Raw genomic sequence first — 16,418 nt, forward strand, 5'->3', positions numbered from 1 at the left:
AAAAACAACCCCCCCCCCCGCGCGGGGCGGCGGCGGCCACTTCGGCGTATCAGCCGCGTCGCATCGGCACGTGCGGAATGCCGTCCTCGATGTACTCCTCGCCGTCGGGCTTGAACCCGTGCTTGGTGTACATGTCGACCAGGTAGGTCTGCGCGTTCAAACGCACGGTGGCCGAACCGGTTTCGGCCAGCGCGGCCTGCAGCAACCGGGTCGTGTAGCCGTGTCCGCGAGCCGGCGGAGTGGTGCACAGCCGGCCGATCCGGAACGATTTCACGCCGTCCTTGTGCTCCTCGAGCAACCGCAGGGTGCTGATGATCTCACCCTCGTCGTCGAGCCAGAGGTGCCGCGTCTCCGGCAGCAGGTCGAGACCGTCCAGCTCCGGGTACGCGCACTTCTGCTCGACCACGAAGACCGCGACGCGAAGCTGCAACAGCTTGTAGAGGGTCGCGGTGTCGAGATCCGCGGCCCACGACCGTTTGAGAGCAACCGTTGACATCATCGCGTCTTGCTATCACATAGATCAGTTCTGCGCGACCCCAGCAGGCGTCGGCGTGTTGCCGCCGACCGGCTCGGGCCGTTCGAGGTGCAGCGCCTTGGTCGACCAGTCCCACACCTCGCGGTACAGGCCCTGGTTCTCCGACAGCTTGATACCCAGCGAAGGAACCATCTCCTTCAGCTTCGGTGTCCACTGCTGGTACTCGCCGGGGAAACACCGCTGCAGCACGTCCAGCATGGCGCTGACGCAGGTGGACGCGCCCGGTGACGCCCCGAGGAGCCCGGCGACCGACCCGTCGGCCGCGGCGATCACGGCGGTGCCCAGCTCGAGCACGCCGCCGATGCCCTTGCGGCGAATGATCTGCACGCGCTGCCCGGCGGTGATCAGCTCCCAGTCGTGGCCGTCGGCGCGCGGGATGAACTCCTCCATGGTGTTCACCTTGCCCGCCGGAGACTTGAGCAGCTCGCTGACCAGGTACTTGACCAGGCCCAGCTCGGTGACACCGACGCCGAGCATGGGCGTGACATTGCCCGCGCGCACCGACTTGAACAGGTCGGTGAGCTTGCCGTCCTTGAGGAACTTCGGCGTCCAGCCGGCGTAGGGCCCGAACAGCAGCCCGGCGTTGCCGCGGATGACGCGAGTATCCAAGTGCGGCACCGACATCGGCGGCGCGCCCACCGCGGCCTTGCCGTACACCTTGGCATTGTGCTGGTCGATCAGCGCGGGGTTGGTGCAGCGCAGGAACTGGCCGCTGACGGGGAACCCGGCGAAGCCCTTGATCTCCGAGATGCCCGACTTCTGCAGCAGCGGCAGCGCGTACCCGCCCGCGCCGACGAAGACGAATTTCGCGTTCACCGTGCGGTTTCCGCCGGTGCGAGTGTTGCGGACCCGGACGTTCCAGCTGCCGTCGGACTGCTTGTCCAGATTGCGCACCTGGCTGCCGAACGCGATCTCGACGCCGCTCCCGCCGAGGTACGCCAGCAGCTGCTTGGTCAGCGAACCGAAGTCGATGTCGGTGCCGCGGTCGCTCCAGTTCAGCGCGATCGGGTCGGAGTAATCGCGGCCCTTGGCCATCAGCGGCAGCCGCCGCGCGAACTCGTCGGGCGTATCGATGTACTCCATGCCCTCGAACAGCGGGTGCCGTGCCAACGCCTCGTACCGCTTGCGCAGGTAGTCGACGTTGTCGGCGCCGTGCACGAAGCTGACGTGCGCGATCGGGTTGATGAACTCCGACGGTTCACCCAGCACGCCGGTCTCCACCGCGTGCGCCCAGAACTGCCGCGACACCTGGAACCGCTCGTTGATGTCCACGGCCTTGGACACGTCGACCGAACCGTCGGGCAGCTGCGGGCTGTAGTTCAGCTCGCACAGCGCCGAGTGGCCGGTGCCCGCGTTGTTCCACGGGTCACTGCTCTCCGGTGCGGCGGCATCCGTCCGCTCGAACATGGTGATCGACCAATCGGGCTGCAACTGACGTAGCAGCGCCCCGAGGGTGGCACTCATGATGCCGGCACCGATGAGGACTACATCGGTCTTTTCAGTCATCGCAGCGTTCGGCACGGGTAGATCGACTTCCTTGTCCTGCCAGCGGGTCAGCAACTTCAGCGGGAAGGTTACCCGCCGTTCACTTCAACCTGATTCTGCCCCTCACCATGCCCGTTCCAGAATACGTCGACACGGGATGTGACGGACTTCCCTCTGTCCGCCCTCGATGAGCGGGTCGAATATCGTGGAGCTGTGACGAACGAAACGCCCCTGGCAGCCACCCGTGCCGAGGCCTGGCAACCCGATGTGCTGGGCGAGGAATACGAGCAACTGACCATTCCGCTGGGCGCCGACCCGGACGGCGAGGGCACCGTCGAGGCCACGCTGGTGCGCTATGCCGCCGGCGCCCGCGACACCGCCACCGGGACCGTGCTGTACGTGCACGGCTTCACCGACTACTTCTTCCAGAAGCACCTTGCCGAGCACATGGCCGCGCAGGGCTACCGCTTCTACGCGCTGGATCTGCGCAAGTGCGGCCGGTCGCGGCGGCCGGGGCAGACCGCGCACTACGTCAGCGACCTGTCGTTCTACGACGCCGAGCTGAACGAGGCGCTGCGCATCGTGCGCGCCGAGACGGGGCTGCCGGTACTGCTGATGGCGCACTCCACCGGCGGCCTGGTGCTGCCGCTGTGGCTGGACCGGCTCGAGCACTCGAAAGGCGTTGCCGCGCAGGGCGTCACCGGTCTGGTGCTGAACAGCCCGTGGTTCGATCTGCAAGGCCCGGCGTACTACCGGACGATCGGCACGGCGGTGATCAAGGGCCTCGGCCGGGTGCGGGCCATGGCGCGGATGCCCGGCGCCGAACTGAGCACCTACGGCGACAGCCTGCACCACAGCGTGTCCGGCGAGTGGGATTACGACCTGGACTGGAAGCCGCTGACCGGCTTTCCCGTGCACTTCGGCTGGCTGCGCGCGATCCGGCAGGGGCACGCGCGGCTGCAGCGCGGGCTCGACGTCGGAGTGCCGGCGCTGGTGCTGCGGTCCAAGGTGACGAAGTTCATGCGCGAGTACGGCCCGGCGGCCGATGTCGCCGACACCGTCCTCGACGTGCGCCAGATCCAGCGCTGGTCCGGCTGCCTGGGCGTACGGACGAATGTGGTGCCGATCGAGGGCGCACGCCACGACGTGTTCCTGTCCTCGGAGTCGGTGCGGGCGACCGCGTTCGAGGAGCTGGACTCCTGGCTGACGTGGCTGGCCGAGTTCACCGCGAAGGGCGACTGAGCCTCACCACAGGCCGCTGCGCAGCACGATCTCCGTCGCCAGTTCCTGATCGGCCTCGGTGGCGACGTGCGCGACGTCCACCTGGGTGACGCGGAACTCGCCGAAGACGAAGCGACCGCTGGCATCGGCGGCCGAGCGCGGCAGGTCCTTGGTGGCGATCACCGTGGTCGGCAGCTCCACGGCCGGGCAGGCGGCATCCGCGGCGCCCCCGGCGGCCGGTACGGCGGGATGCGCTCGACCGGCGGCGACCAGCCCGATGAAGCGGCCGAAGCCACGGGCGCTCAGTTGCCACGCGAGGTCGGCGCCCGCCCCGGCGCCGACCAGGTTGGTCCACGGCACCCCTAAATCGTCGAGGATGGCGTAGACCCCGGTCTGGTCCAGGTCGTCGAGCGATTCCACCGCAATCGTGCGCAGGTCGGAGGTGTGCAGGCGGGTGCACACCCGGTCGTAGACATCGACCGGGTCACCCGCGTCGGGCAGCAGCAGTACGGTGTGCCGTGATTGCGGTCCACCGACTCGCACGGTCCACGCGCGGTCCCCGACCGCGATCCGCCGAGTTTCCATGCCGACTCACGCTACACGTCGTCGCGGCTCCCGACCGCGTGTTGCTGACCACCCTTCGGCCCGTCGACCGTGCCCGCTGGTCGACGCGCCGTGCGGGCGGCGGCGCGCTGTGGCGTTCGGTTCAGCTGCTGACAGTGAGGGTCGGCAGGCCGGCCGGCGCGCCGGTGGTGAGCAGGCGTTCGAGGTGATCGAGGTCGAGGTGTTTCTCGATCAGGTCGGCCAGTAGGTCCAGTTGCGACATGCGCACGTCGGCCACCGAGACATCCTGTGCGACAACGAAATCGGCTCGTCCGGCGCGGGCGGCGACCGTGCGCAGCCAGGCGCGGCGGAACTCGTCGGATTCGAGCAGGCCGTGCAGATGGGTGCCCCAGACCGCCCCGCGCGCGCTGCCCTCGGGGCTGCCGTCGGCGAGTTCCAGCCACGCGGGATCGCCGGTGTGGCGGACCCGGCCATGGTGAATCTCATAGCCCTGCACCGGGATCCGGCCCGGTGCGGACGCGTGACCGGTGGTGCGGCTCAACACCTTCGGGTCGGCGAATTCGATCTCGAGGTCCAGCAGGCCGAGGCCTGACACCTCGCCCGCCCCGGATTCCACGTCGTCGAGGATGCGGCGGCCGAGCATCTGGTAGCCGCCGCAGATGCCCAGGATCGGGCCGCCCGATCGCGCGCGTGCCGCGAGCGCGTCGGCGATTCCGGTGCGGCGCAACCATTTCAGGTCGCTCACCGTGGATTTGCTGCCGGGCAGCACCACCAGGTCGGCGTCGGCCAGGCGGGCGGGATCGCCGACCCAGCGCACCGCGACACCCGGCTCGCACGCCAGGGCCTCGATGTCGGTGGAGTTGGAGATGCGCGGGAAACGGATCGCGGCGACGGTGAGCCAGTCGTCCCCGATCGGCGGATTCGACCTCCCGACCGGGGCGTCGGCGACGGTACCGAGCGAGTCCTCGGCGTCGATCCAGAGTTCTTCGGCGTAGGGCAGTACGCCGAGGGTGGGACGGCCGGTGAGCGCGGCCAGCTGGTCGATGCCCGGACGCAGCAGGTCGACATCGCCGCGGAACTTGTTCACGATGAAGCCCGAGATCAATTGCTGGTCTTCGGGTTCCAGGATCGCGACGGTGCCGAACAGATGCGCCAGCACGCCCCCGCGGTCGATGTCGCCCACCAGGAGCACCGGCAGGTTCGCCGCCCGCGCCAGCCCCATATTGGCCAGATCGGTTGCGCGCAGGTTGATCTCGGCGGGCGAACCGGCGCCTTCGCAGATCACCACGTCGAATTCGGCACGCAGCGAAGCCAATTCGTCGCCCACGATACCGCCGAGGCGCTGCCGGTGCCGGAAGTAGTCCGCGGCGCCCACGGTATCGACCGCCTTACCCCGCACGACCAGTTGCGACCGCCGATCGCTGCCCGGCTTCAACAGCACCGGATTGAACCGCACGCTGGGCTCCAGCCCGCACGCTCGCGCCTGTAGCGCCTGCGCCCGGCCGATTTCCCCGCCGTCCAGGGTCACCACCGAGTTGTTCGACATGTTCTGCGCCTTGAACGGCGCCACGCGAACGCCCCGCCGCGCCAGCATTCGGCAGATCCCCGCCACCACAACGCTTTTCCCGGCGTCCGAGGTGGTGCCCGCGATCAGCAGCGCCCCGTTCACCGTCACGGAAGGGTGAGTATCTCGGCGCCTTCGTCCGTCACCACCAGGGTGTGCTCGAACTGGGCGGTCCACTTGCGGTCCTTGGTGACCACGGTCCAGCCGTCGTTCCAGATCTCGTAGTCGATGCCGCCGAGGTTGATCATCGGCTCGATGGTGAAGGTCATGCCGGGCTCGATGACCGATTCGATGGCCGGCTGGTCGTAGTGCAGGATGACCAGGCCGCTGTGGAAGGTGGGGCCGACGCCGTGGCCGGTGAAGTCGCGCACCACGCCGTAGCCGAAGCGGTTGGCGTAGGACTCGATGACCCGGCCGATCACGTTCAGCGCCCGGCCCGGCCGCACGGCCTTGATGGCCCGCATGGTGGCCTCGCGGGTGCGTTCGACCAGCAGCCGTGCCTCCTCGTCCACGTCGCCGGCAAGGAAGGTGGCGTTGGTGTCGCCGTGCACGCCGTCGATGTAGGCCGTGACGTCGATGTTGACGATGTCGCCGTCCTCGATCACGGTCGAATCCGGGATGCCGTGGCAGATCACCTCGTTCAGGGAGGTGCAGCACGATTTGGGGAAGCCCTTGTAGCCCAGGGTCGAGGGGTAGGCGCCGTGGTCGCACAGGTATTCGTGCACGATGCGGTCCAGTTCGTCGGTGGTGACGCCCGGCGCGACCGCCTTACCGGACTCCTCCAGCGCCTGCGCGGCCAGCTTCCCGGCCAGTCGCATCTTCTCGATCGTCTCCGGTGTCTGCACCCAGGGCTCGCGGCCCTCGTTGACGGACTTCTTCCACGCGTATTCCGGGCGCTCGATCGAGCGCGGGACCTCACGGATCGGCGACTGGGTTCCGGGGACGAGTGGCTGGCGAGTACGGACAGACATGCTGTCCAGAGTATCCGTCCCGGCCGCGGATGTCGGGGCCGCTAGCCTTCCGGGTACCGGTTCGGGACGGACGGAACGGGCGACGAGACGGCAGTGGGGTTGATGGTTGTGAGACGGATCCGCTGGTCCGGTCCGCTGCCCGCGGCCGCGCGGGCCGAGGGACGCGCCCGGCGGGCCGTCGGCGTCGCGGCCGGGGTCGGCACCGTGGCGTGGGTGGTCACCCATCGGTCCACCATCGCCGAGCAGGCCGATCTGGTGAGTTCGTGGTGGACGCCGACGGTGGTGGCGCTGCTGACCATGTCCGGGACCGCCGTGGTCGTCGCGGCCGTAGTGCTGCGCGGGCGCGCGACCGGAATCGCCGCGGCGGCGATGGCCGTGGCCGTGACGGCGAGTATCGCGGCGCTGTTTCCGGCGGGCCGGTACGGCTGCTTCGGCCCGACCGGGACCTGGCTACCCCCGCTGGTCGCCACGGCGGCGGTGGCGGGAGTGCTTGCCTGGCCGCGTGGTTGGCCGGTCAACCTGGCCGTATCCGGCATGGTCGCGGTCGCCGCCGATTTCTACGTGTCGGGCGGCCAGAGCATTCACAGCGTGGCCGAGAGCCTGACGCGAACCTGGGTGATGCAGAGTTTCTTCGCCTGTGTGGCGGCGGGAATCGTACGGGCGGCGGCACAGCTGGACGCGGCGACGACGGCCGCGGTGCGCCGGGCCGCGGTCGCGGCGGCCGCCGAGGCGACCGACCGGGAGCGCTCCCGATTCGCCGGCCTCATCCACGACAACGTGCTGGCCACCCTCCTCGACGCCGCCCGCGGCACCGACCCGGCCGCCCTGCACCGGTCGGCGCACCGGACCCTACGTCAACTCGACGACAGCACCCACCACCTCGACGACGACCAGATCCCCGCACCCACCGCCGCCGAAACCTGGTGCGCCACAATCGCCGAAACCGGACCGGGCATCACCGCCGACACCCGCATCGAGGAACAGGCCCGCGCCCGACCACTACCGCGCGAAGTAGTCACCGCCATAAACGCCGCCCTCGGCGAGGCAGCCCGAAACAGCCTGCGGCACGGGGCAGTTGGGCGAGACAGCTCACAGCACCGCACGACGGGACAGGAGAGCCTGCGGGACAACCTGACCGAGCGAAACAACCTGCAGCACGGCACAACCGGGCAAGTCAGCCCGCCGCACGGAGCAAGCGGACAAGACAGCGCGCGGCACGGGGCGGTTGGGCGGGACTCTGTTCGACGCACGGTGCGCGTCGATATCGATGCACGCGGGGTGACTGTTCGGATCGATGATGATGGGATCGGGTTCGATCCGCGGCGGGTGCCTGCCGACCGGCTCGGTATTCGGCAGAGCATTGTCGAGCGGATGCGGCGGCTTCCGGGTGGGGATGCTGTGGTCGAATCGCATCCCGGCAGCGGGACCACCGTCGTGTTGCGGTGGGCGCGTGCCGAACCGGCCGACGCGCATCCGCCGACGCTGCTCAGCCTGCGCGGGGCGACGGGCATCGCGCTGCTCGTCGCGGTCGAGCTGGCCGTGGTGATGCTGATGGTCGGGTATCTGACCGGTGGCGCCGGGCCGGCCGCCGCGGTCGCGAGTTACGGCTTGGTCGGCGTGGCCGGTGCGGCGGTGCTGATCCCGCGCCGCGATCCGCTGCCGTGGCCGAGCACCGCGTTGATCGTCGCGACCGGTCCGCTCGCCGTGCTGGCGACCCGGGTGGTCGTGCCGGATCACCCGGTGCATCACGGGTCCTGGATCCTCATGGCCTACTCGTATGTCTTGGCGCTGTTGGGGATTCGCGGGCGCGTCGGTGCTGCTTGGGCCGGGCTCGCGGCGGCGACCGTCGCGTTCGCGGCCGCGGGCGCGGGGTGGTCGGCGGCGATCGACGGGTCGGCCGTGACGGCGGGCACGGTCTCGGCCGTCACCGGATTCGCCCTGTACATGCGCCCGACCCTGCGGTCGTTCCACCACGCCCGCGCCGAGGTCGCCCGCAACGCCGGGGCCGAGGCGCGCACCGCCGCGCACGACGGGGAACGCCGCCGTCAGCTCGCCTATCTGGACCGGACCGCCCGGCCCATGCTGGAGCTGCTCGCCGCGGGACGGCCCCTCGATGACGCCGAACAACAGGAGTGTGCGTTGCTCGAGGCGCAACTGCGAGATCGCCTGCGAGCGCCCGGGTTCGCCACCTCTGCCATGGCCCGGGCCGCCCGCCGGGCGCGGCAGCGAGGCGTCACGGTCACCCTGCTCGACGACGGCGGGCTGGCCTCGGCGACCGACGCGGCGCGCGCGCAGGTCCTCGCCACCGCGGTCGCGGCCCTCGAGGAGACGTCCGCGGGCCGCATCACCGTGCGTGCGTTGCCGCCCGGCCGACCGTTGCTCGCCACCATCGTCGTCACCTCCGAACCGCCGCGCCGAATCGAGATCGCACCCGACGGATCCGTCGTTCCCACACCGGAAACCAGCGCCCTCGCCTGATCCTCGCGACCATCGCCCGCATCAAGACGGCCGCACAGTCCCGAACGATAAGTTCCCTTGTGCGCGTGCCGAAGTAACGTTCATGGCCGCTCGAGTTCAGAGCCTGTCGAGGCAGCCAGTCCGGTCTCGGGCGAACTCGTGTCACCGCCCGGACTCGCGCCGAACCGCTACCGCATCACTCGCGCAACTGGGCCTCGAACGCGATGCGGTCGCCGCGATACAGCGCGCGGACGCGCTCGATGGGTCGGCCGTCGGCGTCGACGGTGCGGCGATGCAGCAGGATCATCGGCAGCGCCGTGGTGCACTCCAGCAGAGCGGCCTCGCGCGGAGAGGCGAGCACGGTCTCGATGCGCTCGCGCGCCGCGCCTAACACGACACCGGCGGCGCGGAGGGCCGCGTACAGCGAGGTGGTCGGGTCGTAGGAGGCACGTAGCCCGCCGAACCGCTCCACGGTGAGATACGTACTCTCCACACCGATCTTCTCGCCGTCGGCCAGCAGCACCCGCTCCAGATGCATGACCGTCGCACCCACCGCGACCCCCAGCGCGTCCGCGGACTCGGCGTCGGCGGGCACGTCGTCCCAGCCGACCAGCACTCGCCCCGGCTGCCGCCCCAGACTCAGTGCCGCCTCGGTGTAGGAACGCAACGACAACGGCTGCACCAGCTTCGGCCGCGAGACCACCGTGCCACGACCCTGCCGCCGAATCCGCCCCTCCACCAACAGGTCTCGCAATGCCTGCCGCACGGTCTCGCGCGCTACCTCGAACCGGGCCGCCAGCTCGCGCTCGGACGGGACCGGATCACCCTCGTCGGATTCCCTGATGATGCGCTCGATCTGCGTGCGCACGCGGTACGCCTTGGGTAGCCGGACACCCGAATCCGCACTCTCAGCGGGCATTTCGCCGACCCCGGGTCGATGCGTCACCGCTGCCACGTCGGTTGCGTCCATACCCGACAGACTACCGAAATTGGTCTATACCAAATATTAACCTGCCGTTCGCGCACGAAACACCCACCGGTCTAGACCATTACGGATCATGCTCGGCATGCGATTGGTCATCATCGGCGGCGGCATCCTGGGCACCGCGCACGCCCTGGCCGCCATCGGCCGCGGGCACGAGGTCGTGCAACTCGAGCGCGAGAGTGAGGCCCGCGGCGCCACGGTCCGCAACTTCGGCCTGGTCTGGGTGTCCGGACGCAGCGCGCGCGAACTGGAGATCACGCTGCGGTCGCGCCGGTTGTGGGAGGAGATCGGCGGCAAGGTGCCGGGTGTGGGGTTTCGCCCGTCGGGCTCGGTCACGCTGGTCCGCACCGCGGCCGAACTCGCGGTGGCCGAGGCCGCGGCGGCGGGCCCGACCGCGGCCGAGCGCGGTTTCGAACTGCTCGAGCCGGACCGGGTGCGCGCCCTGAATCCCGCCCTGCGCGGCAAATTCCTTGCCGGACTGCACTGTTCGGCCGATGCCGTGGTGGAGTCGCGCCAAGCGCTGCCCGCGCTGCGGGCCTACCTGGCCGCCACCGGTCGCTACGCCTTCTACGCCGGCGCGGAGGCTCGCGGGGTCACCGGCGATGCCGTCGTCGACGACCGCGGCCGCCGTTTCGCCGCCGACCTGGTACTGGCGTGTCCGGGCGCCGCACACGGCGGGCTCACCCGGGAACTGGTCGGCGACCTCCCCGTCCGCCGGGTGCGGCTGCAGATGATGCAGACCGCGCCCCTGGGCGAGCAGCTGACCACCGCGATCGCCGACGGCGACAGCTTCCGCTACTACCCCGCCTTCGCCGGACCCCAGCTCGCGCGGCTGAATCGCGAAGAGTCACAGGCGTTCACCGCCGCCCGGCATCGGATGCAATTGCTGTGCGTGCAACGCCTGCACGGCGGCCTGACCATCGGCGACACCCACGAGTACGACGAGCCGTTCGCCTTCGACGTCGACGAGGCCCCCTACGAACACCTCACCTCGGTCACCGAGGAACTGCTGGGTCGCAAGCTGCCGCCGGTGGTGCGGCGCTGGGCCGGCATCTACAGCCAGAGCATCGATCCGAACGCCATCGTCACGCGTGCCCGCGCCGCCGAGAACGTCTGGGTTATCACCGGCCCGGGCGGCCGCGGCATGACGCTCGGCCCCGCGCTCGGCGAGGAAACCGCCGACCTCCTGAACCTGTGAAGGGAAAACCATTGTCCGACAGCGATATCGGCCTAACCCTCAGGCGGAACGGTGCCGGGAATCGTCGCGGGCGTGCCGCGCCAGTCGACCACGCGGCACGCCGGGCGGGGCGCCCCGTTGCGCCCGCCGATCGCGGGCGACGTCACGGGCCGAGCACGCCACCGGTCGTACAGCGCTTCGCTCGGATGACGTCACCGGTCGGGCAATGACGTTTGCTGCCAATGCATTCGGGGCGAGTCACTGCTCGGGCAACCGGCGGCGGCCACCGGCCACGTCGATCACGAGATCAGTGTAACCGTCCACCAGTTCTGCCAGGTGGTACCAGTGTTTATGGGTGTTATCGCTGCGCGCGCCCTCGCGGTCGATGACCTGGTTGGCGTCGACCCAGCTCTGCGCCATCCGATCGACCACCGCGCCGAGGCTCTCGGTGTGCAGGGAGGCGCCGTTGCGATGCTGCGGCACTTGCTGATCCACCCAGTCGTTGATGTCGTCCACGAGTTCGCCACGCCGGCAGTCGATCTCCGCGACCATGAGCGGATCACGCACTTGCACACGGCGACTGTGCAGCTCCGCCAGGGCGCGCGCGGTGCGCAGCAGGACCCGGTCCTGGAACCGGCGTCCTTGGAAAGCACACAGCAATTGCGGTGCGGTGGGCAGCACCTCGGCTATCGACAGTGTCATCGCCGCACCCCGAACACACCCGAATGCACTGTTAATCGCACAAACATGATTGATCTCCGGGTTTCGCTATACCGGTCTTCGATCGGTGGTCACATCTAGGCTAGCTGGGATCATGCTCTTACATATGCAAGAACGCAAGATTGCGTCTGCACTGCCCAAGAGCCTGCGACCAGTCCTCCGGAAGGAACATACGAACCGGTCGGGACGACTGTCCCGAGACACCCGTCGCTACAGGCGATCGCGCAGCTTGGCCAGGAGTTCGGCAGCGCCCGAACCGGGTTCGCCGAACTTCACCGTCAGCTTCTGAGGATTGCCTTCCAGTTCGAGAACGGCCTCACCGCGCAGCACGAACTGCTTGCCCGAGCTGTCGGCGTCTATGGACTTGATGCCGATCGCCTTGACGTCCGCGGTGCGGCGATACCAGCTGAAGAAGATGGACGGCCGACGCGGGCCGACACTGTTCTCGCGGTTTCCCGTCCAATTCGGCTCGTTGTAAGCGGCCGTCACGTAGATCAGTCCGGCCGGCACCAGCCACAGCCCGAACCACGCGGTTTCCCGGCCTTCGGACGTGTACCAGACGTGGCTCGCCTCGATCTCGTTCCCGCCCGCCAGCGCGGCGAGCGCGTACACGACATCGGATGGCGCCGTACTGGCATAAGGCCCACCAGATTTCGTGAGGTCGACGAACCGCCGATACTCGTCCCTGTTGAGTCTCACGTCCGCGAACTTACTCCCCCGATGCGCCCGGCGGGCCGGAGACCAGTCGGCGGTGACGAGGACCGCGGGCCTTCAGAAGCGGAAACCGATTACGCCGAACCCTGGCCGCGCGACCGCCTGCCGCATCCAGCCGAGACACTCCATGACGGCATTCATGACCTCGGGCATCAGGAAGGGCAGATGTCCCGATTCGTCGTTCGCCCGCTTGGTGGCTTTCAACTGCTCCAGTGCTTGCGCGATCTGCTCGGAGGTCCATTCGCCGCAGCTCGGGGTGTGCGTATACGGCAAGGGAGTCGGCAGCGCGCCGCCGTAGCCGAACGATTCCACGGACACCGCTGTGATGCCCACTTCCCGCAGGCCTTGATCCACTTCCGACAGCCAGTCACCCCGATGCGGCGTGAAACAGGCGTTGTCCAGGGGCCGGCCCGTGAACGAGCACAGCTGCTCATAGGCGTAGCCGTATCGGAAGGCGTAGTCCTCGTTCGTGCTGAAGGGACCGCCGTGGATTACCGCGCGCAGTGCCTCGTATGCCGTAGGGGCGCCTTGCTCGATCTCGGGGCGGAAGTAGTCGTCTTTGCCGTCCAGCTCGTCCTGAAAGCTGTCGCGGATCACCTCGAGCAACTGATCGTCGCGGGAACCAACCAAAGCACGGGTTGCGACCGGGTCGAGGAGATAGACGTGAAGGGAGGAACTCACGGCACGACCCTAGTGCGGTCGGCCCCGCGGATCATGACCAATTTGGTCGATGATCCGCGCTCTCCGCGATGGTTCGCTAGCACACAAGTGACGGGCCCACACCTGGCTTTCACTCGGTCGCACGGGCCGCACCGCGAGCGAAGGAAGGAATGACAAATGAACCGAGTGACGTGCCATGGCGTTTGAGTGTCGCGGCGGTCCGGCCGATCAATGCACCCCGGCGCGGTGCGTGCTGCGCAAAGGTTCCAGAATTGAGTATCCACGTCCCGAGCGAAGTCGTTCTCTTTCTCAATGCCGCCGGCATTCCGTATCCGGATGTCGATGTGGACCAGGTTCGCGAGCTTAGCCAGGCCGTCCGCGACTTCGCCGCCGATATCCGGGCGACCTACGATGAGGCGACCGGCACTGTCGAAGCCATGGGATCGGCGATGTCCGGAAATTCATACCGGGCAATTGTCGTGGGATGGGCCGACCACAAAGGTAAAATGTCCGAGTTGGATTCGGCATTCGATGTCGGAGCGACAGCTCTCGATATCGCAGCGGATTTCATCGAAGGGGTGCAGATCGCTGTGCTCGTGGAACTCGCGGCTCTCGCCGCGGCTTACACCGCGAGCGTATTCACCCCCTTCGGTGTGGCCACCGGTCCGGGGATCGCCGCCGCAGCGCGCCGAATACTCGAGGGAATGGCGGAAGTATTTGCATGGTATATCGGCACCGAGGTGCTGTTGAAAGCCATCGAACCGCTCGTGGCCAAGTTCGACGAATTCATCCGCAGCGCCCTGCGCCCACCCGCCGCTTCCGTACCGGCATCCGGTTCACCAACGCCTCTGCACATCGACTTCGACGAAATATCGCGGTTCGCCGAGAAATTCGACAAATATGGCGACGACATTTTGTACCACGGTGAGAGGTTCGGTGAGAAGTTGAACAACTTCGACTTCACGACTCCCGGGTTGAACGTACCGCAGGCAGAGTGGCCGAGCCCCTCAGCCGTGCCACCGAACGACGACAGCGCGCAGCCCGATCCGATGACGCGAACGGTTCCCGGCTCGGCGTCGGACCCCGGGCAACCGACTGCCGAACCTTCTCGGAGTGCCCCGGAGCCGGGGCAACCGAACGCCGAAACATCGTCCGAGAACGGCCCGGAGCACCCCTCCGCTCCGACCGCACACGGGCGCGAAGACGGCGGCACCAATACGTCGGGCGGGCCGCCCCTCAGCGCCGATACCGGCCGGTCGGGGCCCGTCCCGCCAGAAGTGCTTCCGCCCGCCGCGCCGGGTCCCGCCCATTCTTCGACAGGTATCTCCTCGGGTGGAAAAGATCCGTCCTACAGACAAACCGGGCACACGGCGAACGGCACACCGGCCGGTTACGACGCGGCTCGAGGCGCGTCGGCTACCGCGCAGAACAGAGGCAGCGGCGAATCCGCCGATCCGGCCGCTTCGGCAAGCGGACTATCGACCCCGGCTACACAGTCCCAGGCGCAGGCAGCATCCACCCCGCAGGGGCAACGTTCCGCCGAGGCCGCGCCTCGTCACGCGCAAAGAGGCGGAGGCCGCGCGGCAGCCGACTCCGGATCGGGCGCGCAGCAGCCGTCCGGTCGCAAGCCGTCGCAGACGCCATGGTCACGCACCGCCGGCAAGGCGGCCCGCGGAGCGGCCACCACGAAACGATCCGGCGAAAAAGCGCCGGCGATTTCGGCGGGCGACACAGGCAACCGCGGCGAGACGTCCGCGACAACGTCACCGATATCCCGAGAACCGCGACAGACAGAGGTGTTCGTACCGAATACCGGAGCCGCGCCCCCCGTCGATTTGGGCAGCGACAAGATAATCGATCACGACCGGGACCTGAACACCGCGGCTGAACCCGTATCGAAGGATGCCGATCCGTCCGCCGTCAGCTCCCGAACCGGGAGCGGATGACCACGACGATGGCGCAGATAAAGCCCGCGCGGCCGCTGACCCACGCGATCCGCGTTCCACCGAATACCTCATCCGGAAGCTGGAGGATGAATTGGGACACCTGATCGCGCGTGTGCGGAGGGTCCTTTTCGACATGGTGTCCACCAGGAGCCCTCACATGGCTGACGGATTACGGCTCCCCGGTGTCCGTGCCCAACAGGCAGCTACCGGCATGAACGACGCGGACCTACATAGGGTGAGCCTGATCCGGGGGTCAGGTGAGTCGACACCGACACCTTCACACGTCGAAATTCCGCCGAGGCCCGCCTATCCGCCGAGGCCGCCCGCTCTGGAAGCCGAACACAACCCTTTTCCTCATGCACGAAGAGACCCCGACGCGAGCCCGCCGACCTCGAATACCTCCTCAACTTCGAGTGCTGACCCGAGCGGCCACCCGTCCGATGGCGACAGCACCCCGGACGATCCGCCTGGAAGTGGCGTCGTGACCGCGCCGTTCTCGGCCAGCCTCCCCCCGCGACAGGATCCTCCGGGCAGCACAGACACGAGCTCAGACCCAGACCCTGCGTCTGAGTTAGTGTTTTTCGAACGGAATGGGCGAGTGTTTTTCGGCCCGGCTCCACAGCATCCTCCGGCTCCTCCAGTGACGTCGGCCCAGACAGCGCCCCCACCGCCTCGTGATACCCCGGAACCGGACCCGGGTGGTGGATCCGGCCCGAACCCAGGCCCCGACGCGACCTCCAGTTCCGACTCCGCCCCGAACTCGGAAGCGGTCTCCGACTCTAGCTCGAACACCAACTCGAGCACGGGCCCCGACTCGACCACCAACACAGACTCAACCACCAACACAGACCCGACCACCAACACCAACTCGAACACCAACACCAACACCGACTCGAACACCAACACCAACACCAACACCAACTCGAGCTCCGGCTCGGGAGGGCACAGCGGCAAAACGACCGCGATGGTGGGCGTGGCTGCCGCTGTCGGCGGTGGTTTCGTCGTCCACGAGTTCGGCTCTCCCGGTTCTGATAACGAAGGTTCTGGGCCAGCCCCCGGGGTTGGCGGATCGAGCGTCCCTGGATCGGGTGCCCCGAGTTCAGACTCGTCGACTACGGATACAGGCACGGGCACAGACACCGGCACAGGGACGGGCACGGGCACGGGCACAGGGACGGGCACGGGGACAGGCACAGGGACGGGCACGGGCACGGACACGGACACCGGCACGGGCGCCCGGGCCCCCCGCCGGGCAAACAAAAAAAAAAAGCGCAGGCCCCGGCGCCACCACGCCACCCGCGAGCGCCACGTCGCAATCACCGTTCTCGAGCCCCTGGCAGGCCAGGTGGAACGACACCAGCGACGACGAGCACGCGGTGTCGACGGTGATCGCGGGACCGACCAGGTTCAGCGCGTAGG

At 68.3% G+C, this 16,418-nt stretch carries 13 protein-coding genes and 1 pseudogene; 4 read left to right on the top strand and 10 right to left on the bottom strand.

What is annotated here, in order from left to right; all coding sequences use genetic code 11:
- Nucleotides 1-49: 49 nt before the first annotated feature.
- Both QH470_RS28090 and mqo read right to left on the bottom strand, forming a co-directional pair.
- Nucleotides 50-499 (bottom strand): GNAT family N-acetyltransferase, encoded by a 450-nt coding sequence (locus QH470_RS28090; RefSeq protein WP_280275366.1) that lies wholly within the window; start codon nucleotides 497-499, stop codon nucleotides 50-52.
- A 21-nt stretch (nucleotides 500-520) separates the two neighbouring features.
- Nucleotides 521-2,041 (bottom strand): malate dehydrogenase (quinone), encoded by a 1,521-nt coding sequence (mqo, locus tag QH470_RS28095; RefSeq protein ID WP_425302797.1) that lies wholly within the window; start codon nucleotides 2,039-2,041, stop codon nucleotides 521-523.
- Between the two features lie 192 nt (nucleotides 2,042-2,233).
- On the opposite strand from mqo, the gene QH470_RS28100 reads away from it, so the two are divergent.
- Nucleotides 2,234-3,262, top strand: coding sequence for an alpha/beta hydrolase (locus QH470_RS28100; RefSeq protein ID WP_280275368.1), 1,029 nt, complete (start codon nucleotides 2,234-2,236; stop codon nucleotides 3,260-3,262).
- A gap of 3 nt (nucleotides 3,263-3,265) precedes the next feature.
- On the opposite strand, the gene QH470_RS28105 is transcribed toward QH470_RS28100, so the two are convergent.
- From QH470_RS28105 to map, 3 genes are all read right to left on the bottom strand, one after another.
- Nucleotides 3,266-3,826, bottom strand: a complete 561-nt coding sequence (locus QH470_RS28105) for an alpha/beta hydrolase (protein ID WP_280275369.1) — start codon at nucleotides 3,824-3,826, stop codon at nucleotides 3,266-3,268.
- Between the two features lie 121 nt (nucleotides 3,827-3,947).
- Nucleotides 3,948-5,474, bottom strand: coding sequence for a cobyric acid synthase (locus QH470_RS28110; RefSeq protein WP_280275376.1), 1,527 nt, complete (start codon nucleotides 5,472-5,474; stop codon nucleotides 3,948-3,950).
- Between the two features lie 2 nt (nucleotides 5,475-5,476).
- Nucleotides 5,477-6,340, bottom strand: a complete 864-nt coding sequence (map, locus tag QH470_RS28115) for a type I methionyl aminopeptidase (protein ID WP_280275370.1) — start codon at nucleotides 6,338-6,340, stop codon at nucleotides 5,477-5,479.
- Nucleotides 6,341-6,448: 108 nt separating this feature from the next.
- Between map and QH470_RS28120 the strand changes: the two genes are divergently transcribed.
- The gene (locus QH470_RS28120) at nucleotides 6,449-8,818 is read left to right on the top strand and encodes a sensor histidine kinase (protein ID WP_280275371.1); all 2,370 of its coding nucleotides are present in this window, start codon (nucleotides 6,449-6,451) and stop codon (nucleotides 8,816-8,818) included.
- Between the two features lie 175 nt (nucleotides 8,819-8,993).
- Here QH470_RS28120 and QH470_RS28125 read toward each other — a convergent pair whose 3' ends face one another.
- Nucleotides 8,994-9,716, bottom strand: coding sequence for a GntR family transcriptional regulator (locus QH470_RS28125; RefSeq protein WP_280275377.1), 723 nt, complete (start codon nucleotides 9,714-9,716; stop codon nucleotides 8,994-8,996).
- A gap of 148 nt (nucleotides 9,717-9,864) precedes the next feature.
- Between QH470_RS28125 and QH470_RS28130 the strand changes: the two genes are divergently transcribed.
- Nucleotides 9,865-10,980 carry a TIGR03364 family FAD-dependent oxidoreductase gene (locus QH470_RS28130; protein WP_280275372.1) on the top strand — a complete coding sequence of 372 codons (1,116 nt, stop codon included), beginning with the start codon at nucleotides 9,865-9,867 and terminating at the stop codon, nucleotides 10,978-10,980.
- Nucleotides 10,981-11,217: 237 nt separating this feature from the next.
- Here QH470_RS28130 and QH470_RS28135 read toward each other — a convergent pair whose 3' ends face one another.
- From QH470_RS28135 to QH470_RS28145, 3 genes are all read right to left on the bottom strand, one after another.
- Nucleotides 11,218-11,577: a DUF4254 domain-containing protein gene (locus tag QH470_RS28135; RefSeq protein WP_280275378.1), complete on the bottom strand. Its 360-nt coding sequence runs from the start codon at nucleotides 11,575-11,577 to the stop codon at nucleotides 11,218-11,220.
- Nucleotides 11,578-11,889: 312 nt separating this feature from the next.
- Nucleotides 11,890-12,378, bottom strand: a complete 489-nt coding sequence (locus QH470_RS28140; RefSeq protein ID WP_280275373.1) for a hypothetical protein — start codon at nucleotides 12,376-12,378, stop codon at nucleotides 11,890-11,892.
- Between the two features lie 72 nt (nucleotides 12,379-12,450).
- A complete protein-coding gene (locus QH470_RS28145; RefSeq protein ID WP_280275374.1) occupies nucleotides 12,451-13,074 on the bottom strand; it encodes a DUF7691 family protein in 624 nt (207 codons plus the stop codon).
- Nucleotides 13,075-13,325: 251 nt separating this feature from the next.
- On the opposite strand from QH470_RS28145, the gene QH470_RS28150 reads away from it, so the two are divergent.
- Entirely contained in the window at nucleotides 13,326-14,999 is a 1,674-nt protein-coding gene (locus tag QH470_RS28150; RefSeq protein ID WP_280275375.1) for a WXG100-like domain-containing protein, read from the top strand.
- A gap of 1,243 nt (nucleotides 15,000-16,242) precedes the next feature.
- Here QH470_RS28150 and QH470_RS38335 read toward each other — a convergent pair.
- Nucleotides 16,243-16,418, bottom strand: a pseudogene (locus QH470_RS38335) (beta-ketoacyl synthase N-terminal-like domain-containing protein); the annotation flags it as partial.

Source organism: Nocardia wallacei (genome assembly GCF_029868745.1).
GTDB classification, from domain to species: Bacteria; Actinomycetota; Actinomycetes; order Mycobacteriales; family Mycobacteriaceae; genus Nocardia; species Nocardia wallacei_B.

Bases quoted from the DNA above. Each gene is read 5' to 3' on its own strand.
- QH470_RS28090 (WP_280275366.1), bottom strand. From the start codon at position 499: ATGATGTCAACGGTTGCTCTCAAACGGTCGTGGGCCGCGGATCTCGAC.
- mqo (WP_425302797.1), bottom strand. From the start codon at position 2,041: ATGACTGAAAAGACCGATGTAGTCCTCATCGGTGCCGGCATCATGAGT.
- QH470_RS28105 (WP_280275369.1), bottom strand. From the start codon at position 3,826: ATGGAAACTCGGCGGATCGCGGTCGGGGACCGCGCGTGGACCGTGCGA.
- map (WP_280275370.1), bottom strand. From the start codon at position 6,340: ATGTCTGTCCGTACTCGCCAGCCACTCGTCCCCGGAACCCAGTCGCCG.
- QH470_RS28125 (WP_280275377.1), bottom strand. From the start codon at position 9,716: ATGCCCGCTGAGAGTGCGGATTCGGGTGTCCGGCTACCCAAGGCGTAC.
- QH470_RS28130 (WP_280275372.1), top strand. From the start codon at position 9,865: ATGCGATTGGTCATCATCGGCGGCGGCATCCTGGGCACCGCGCACGCC.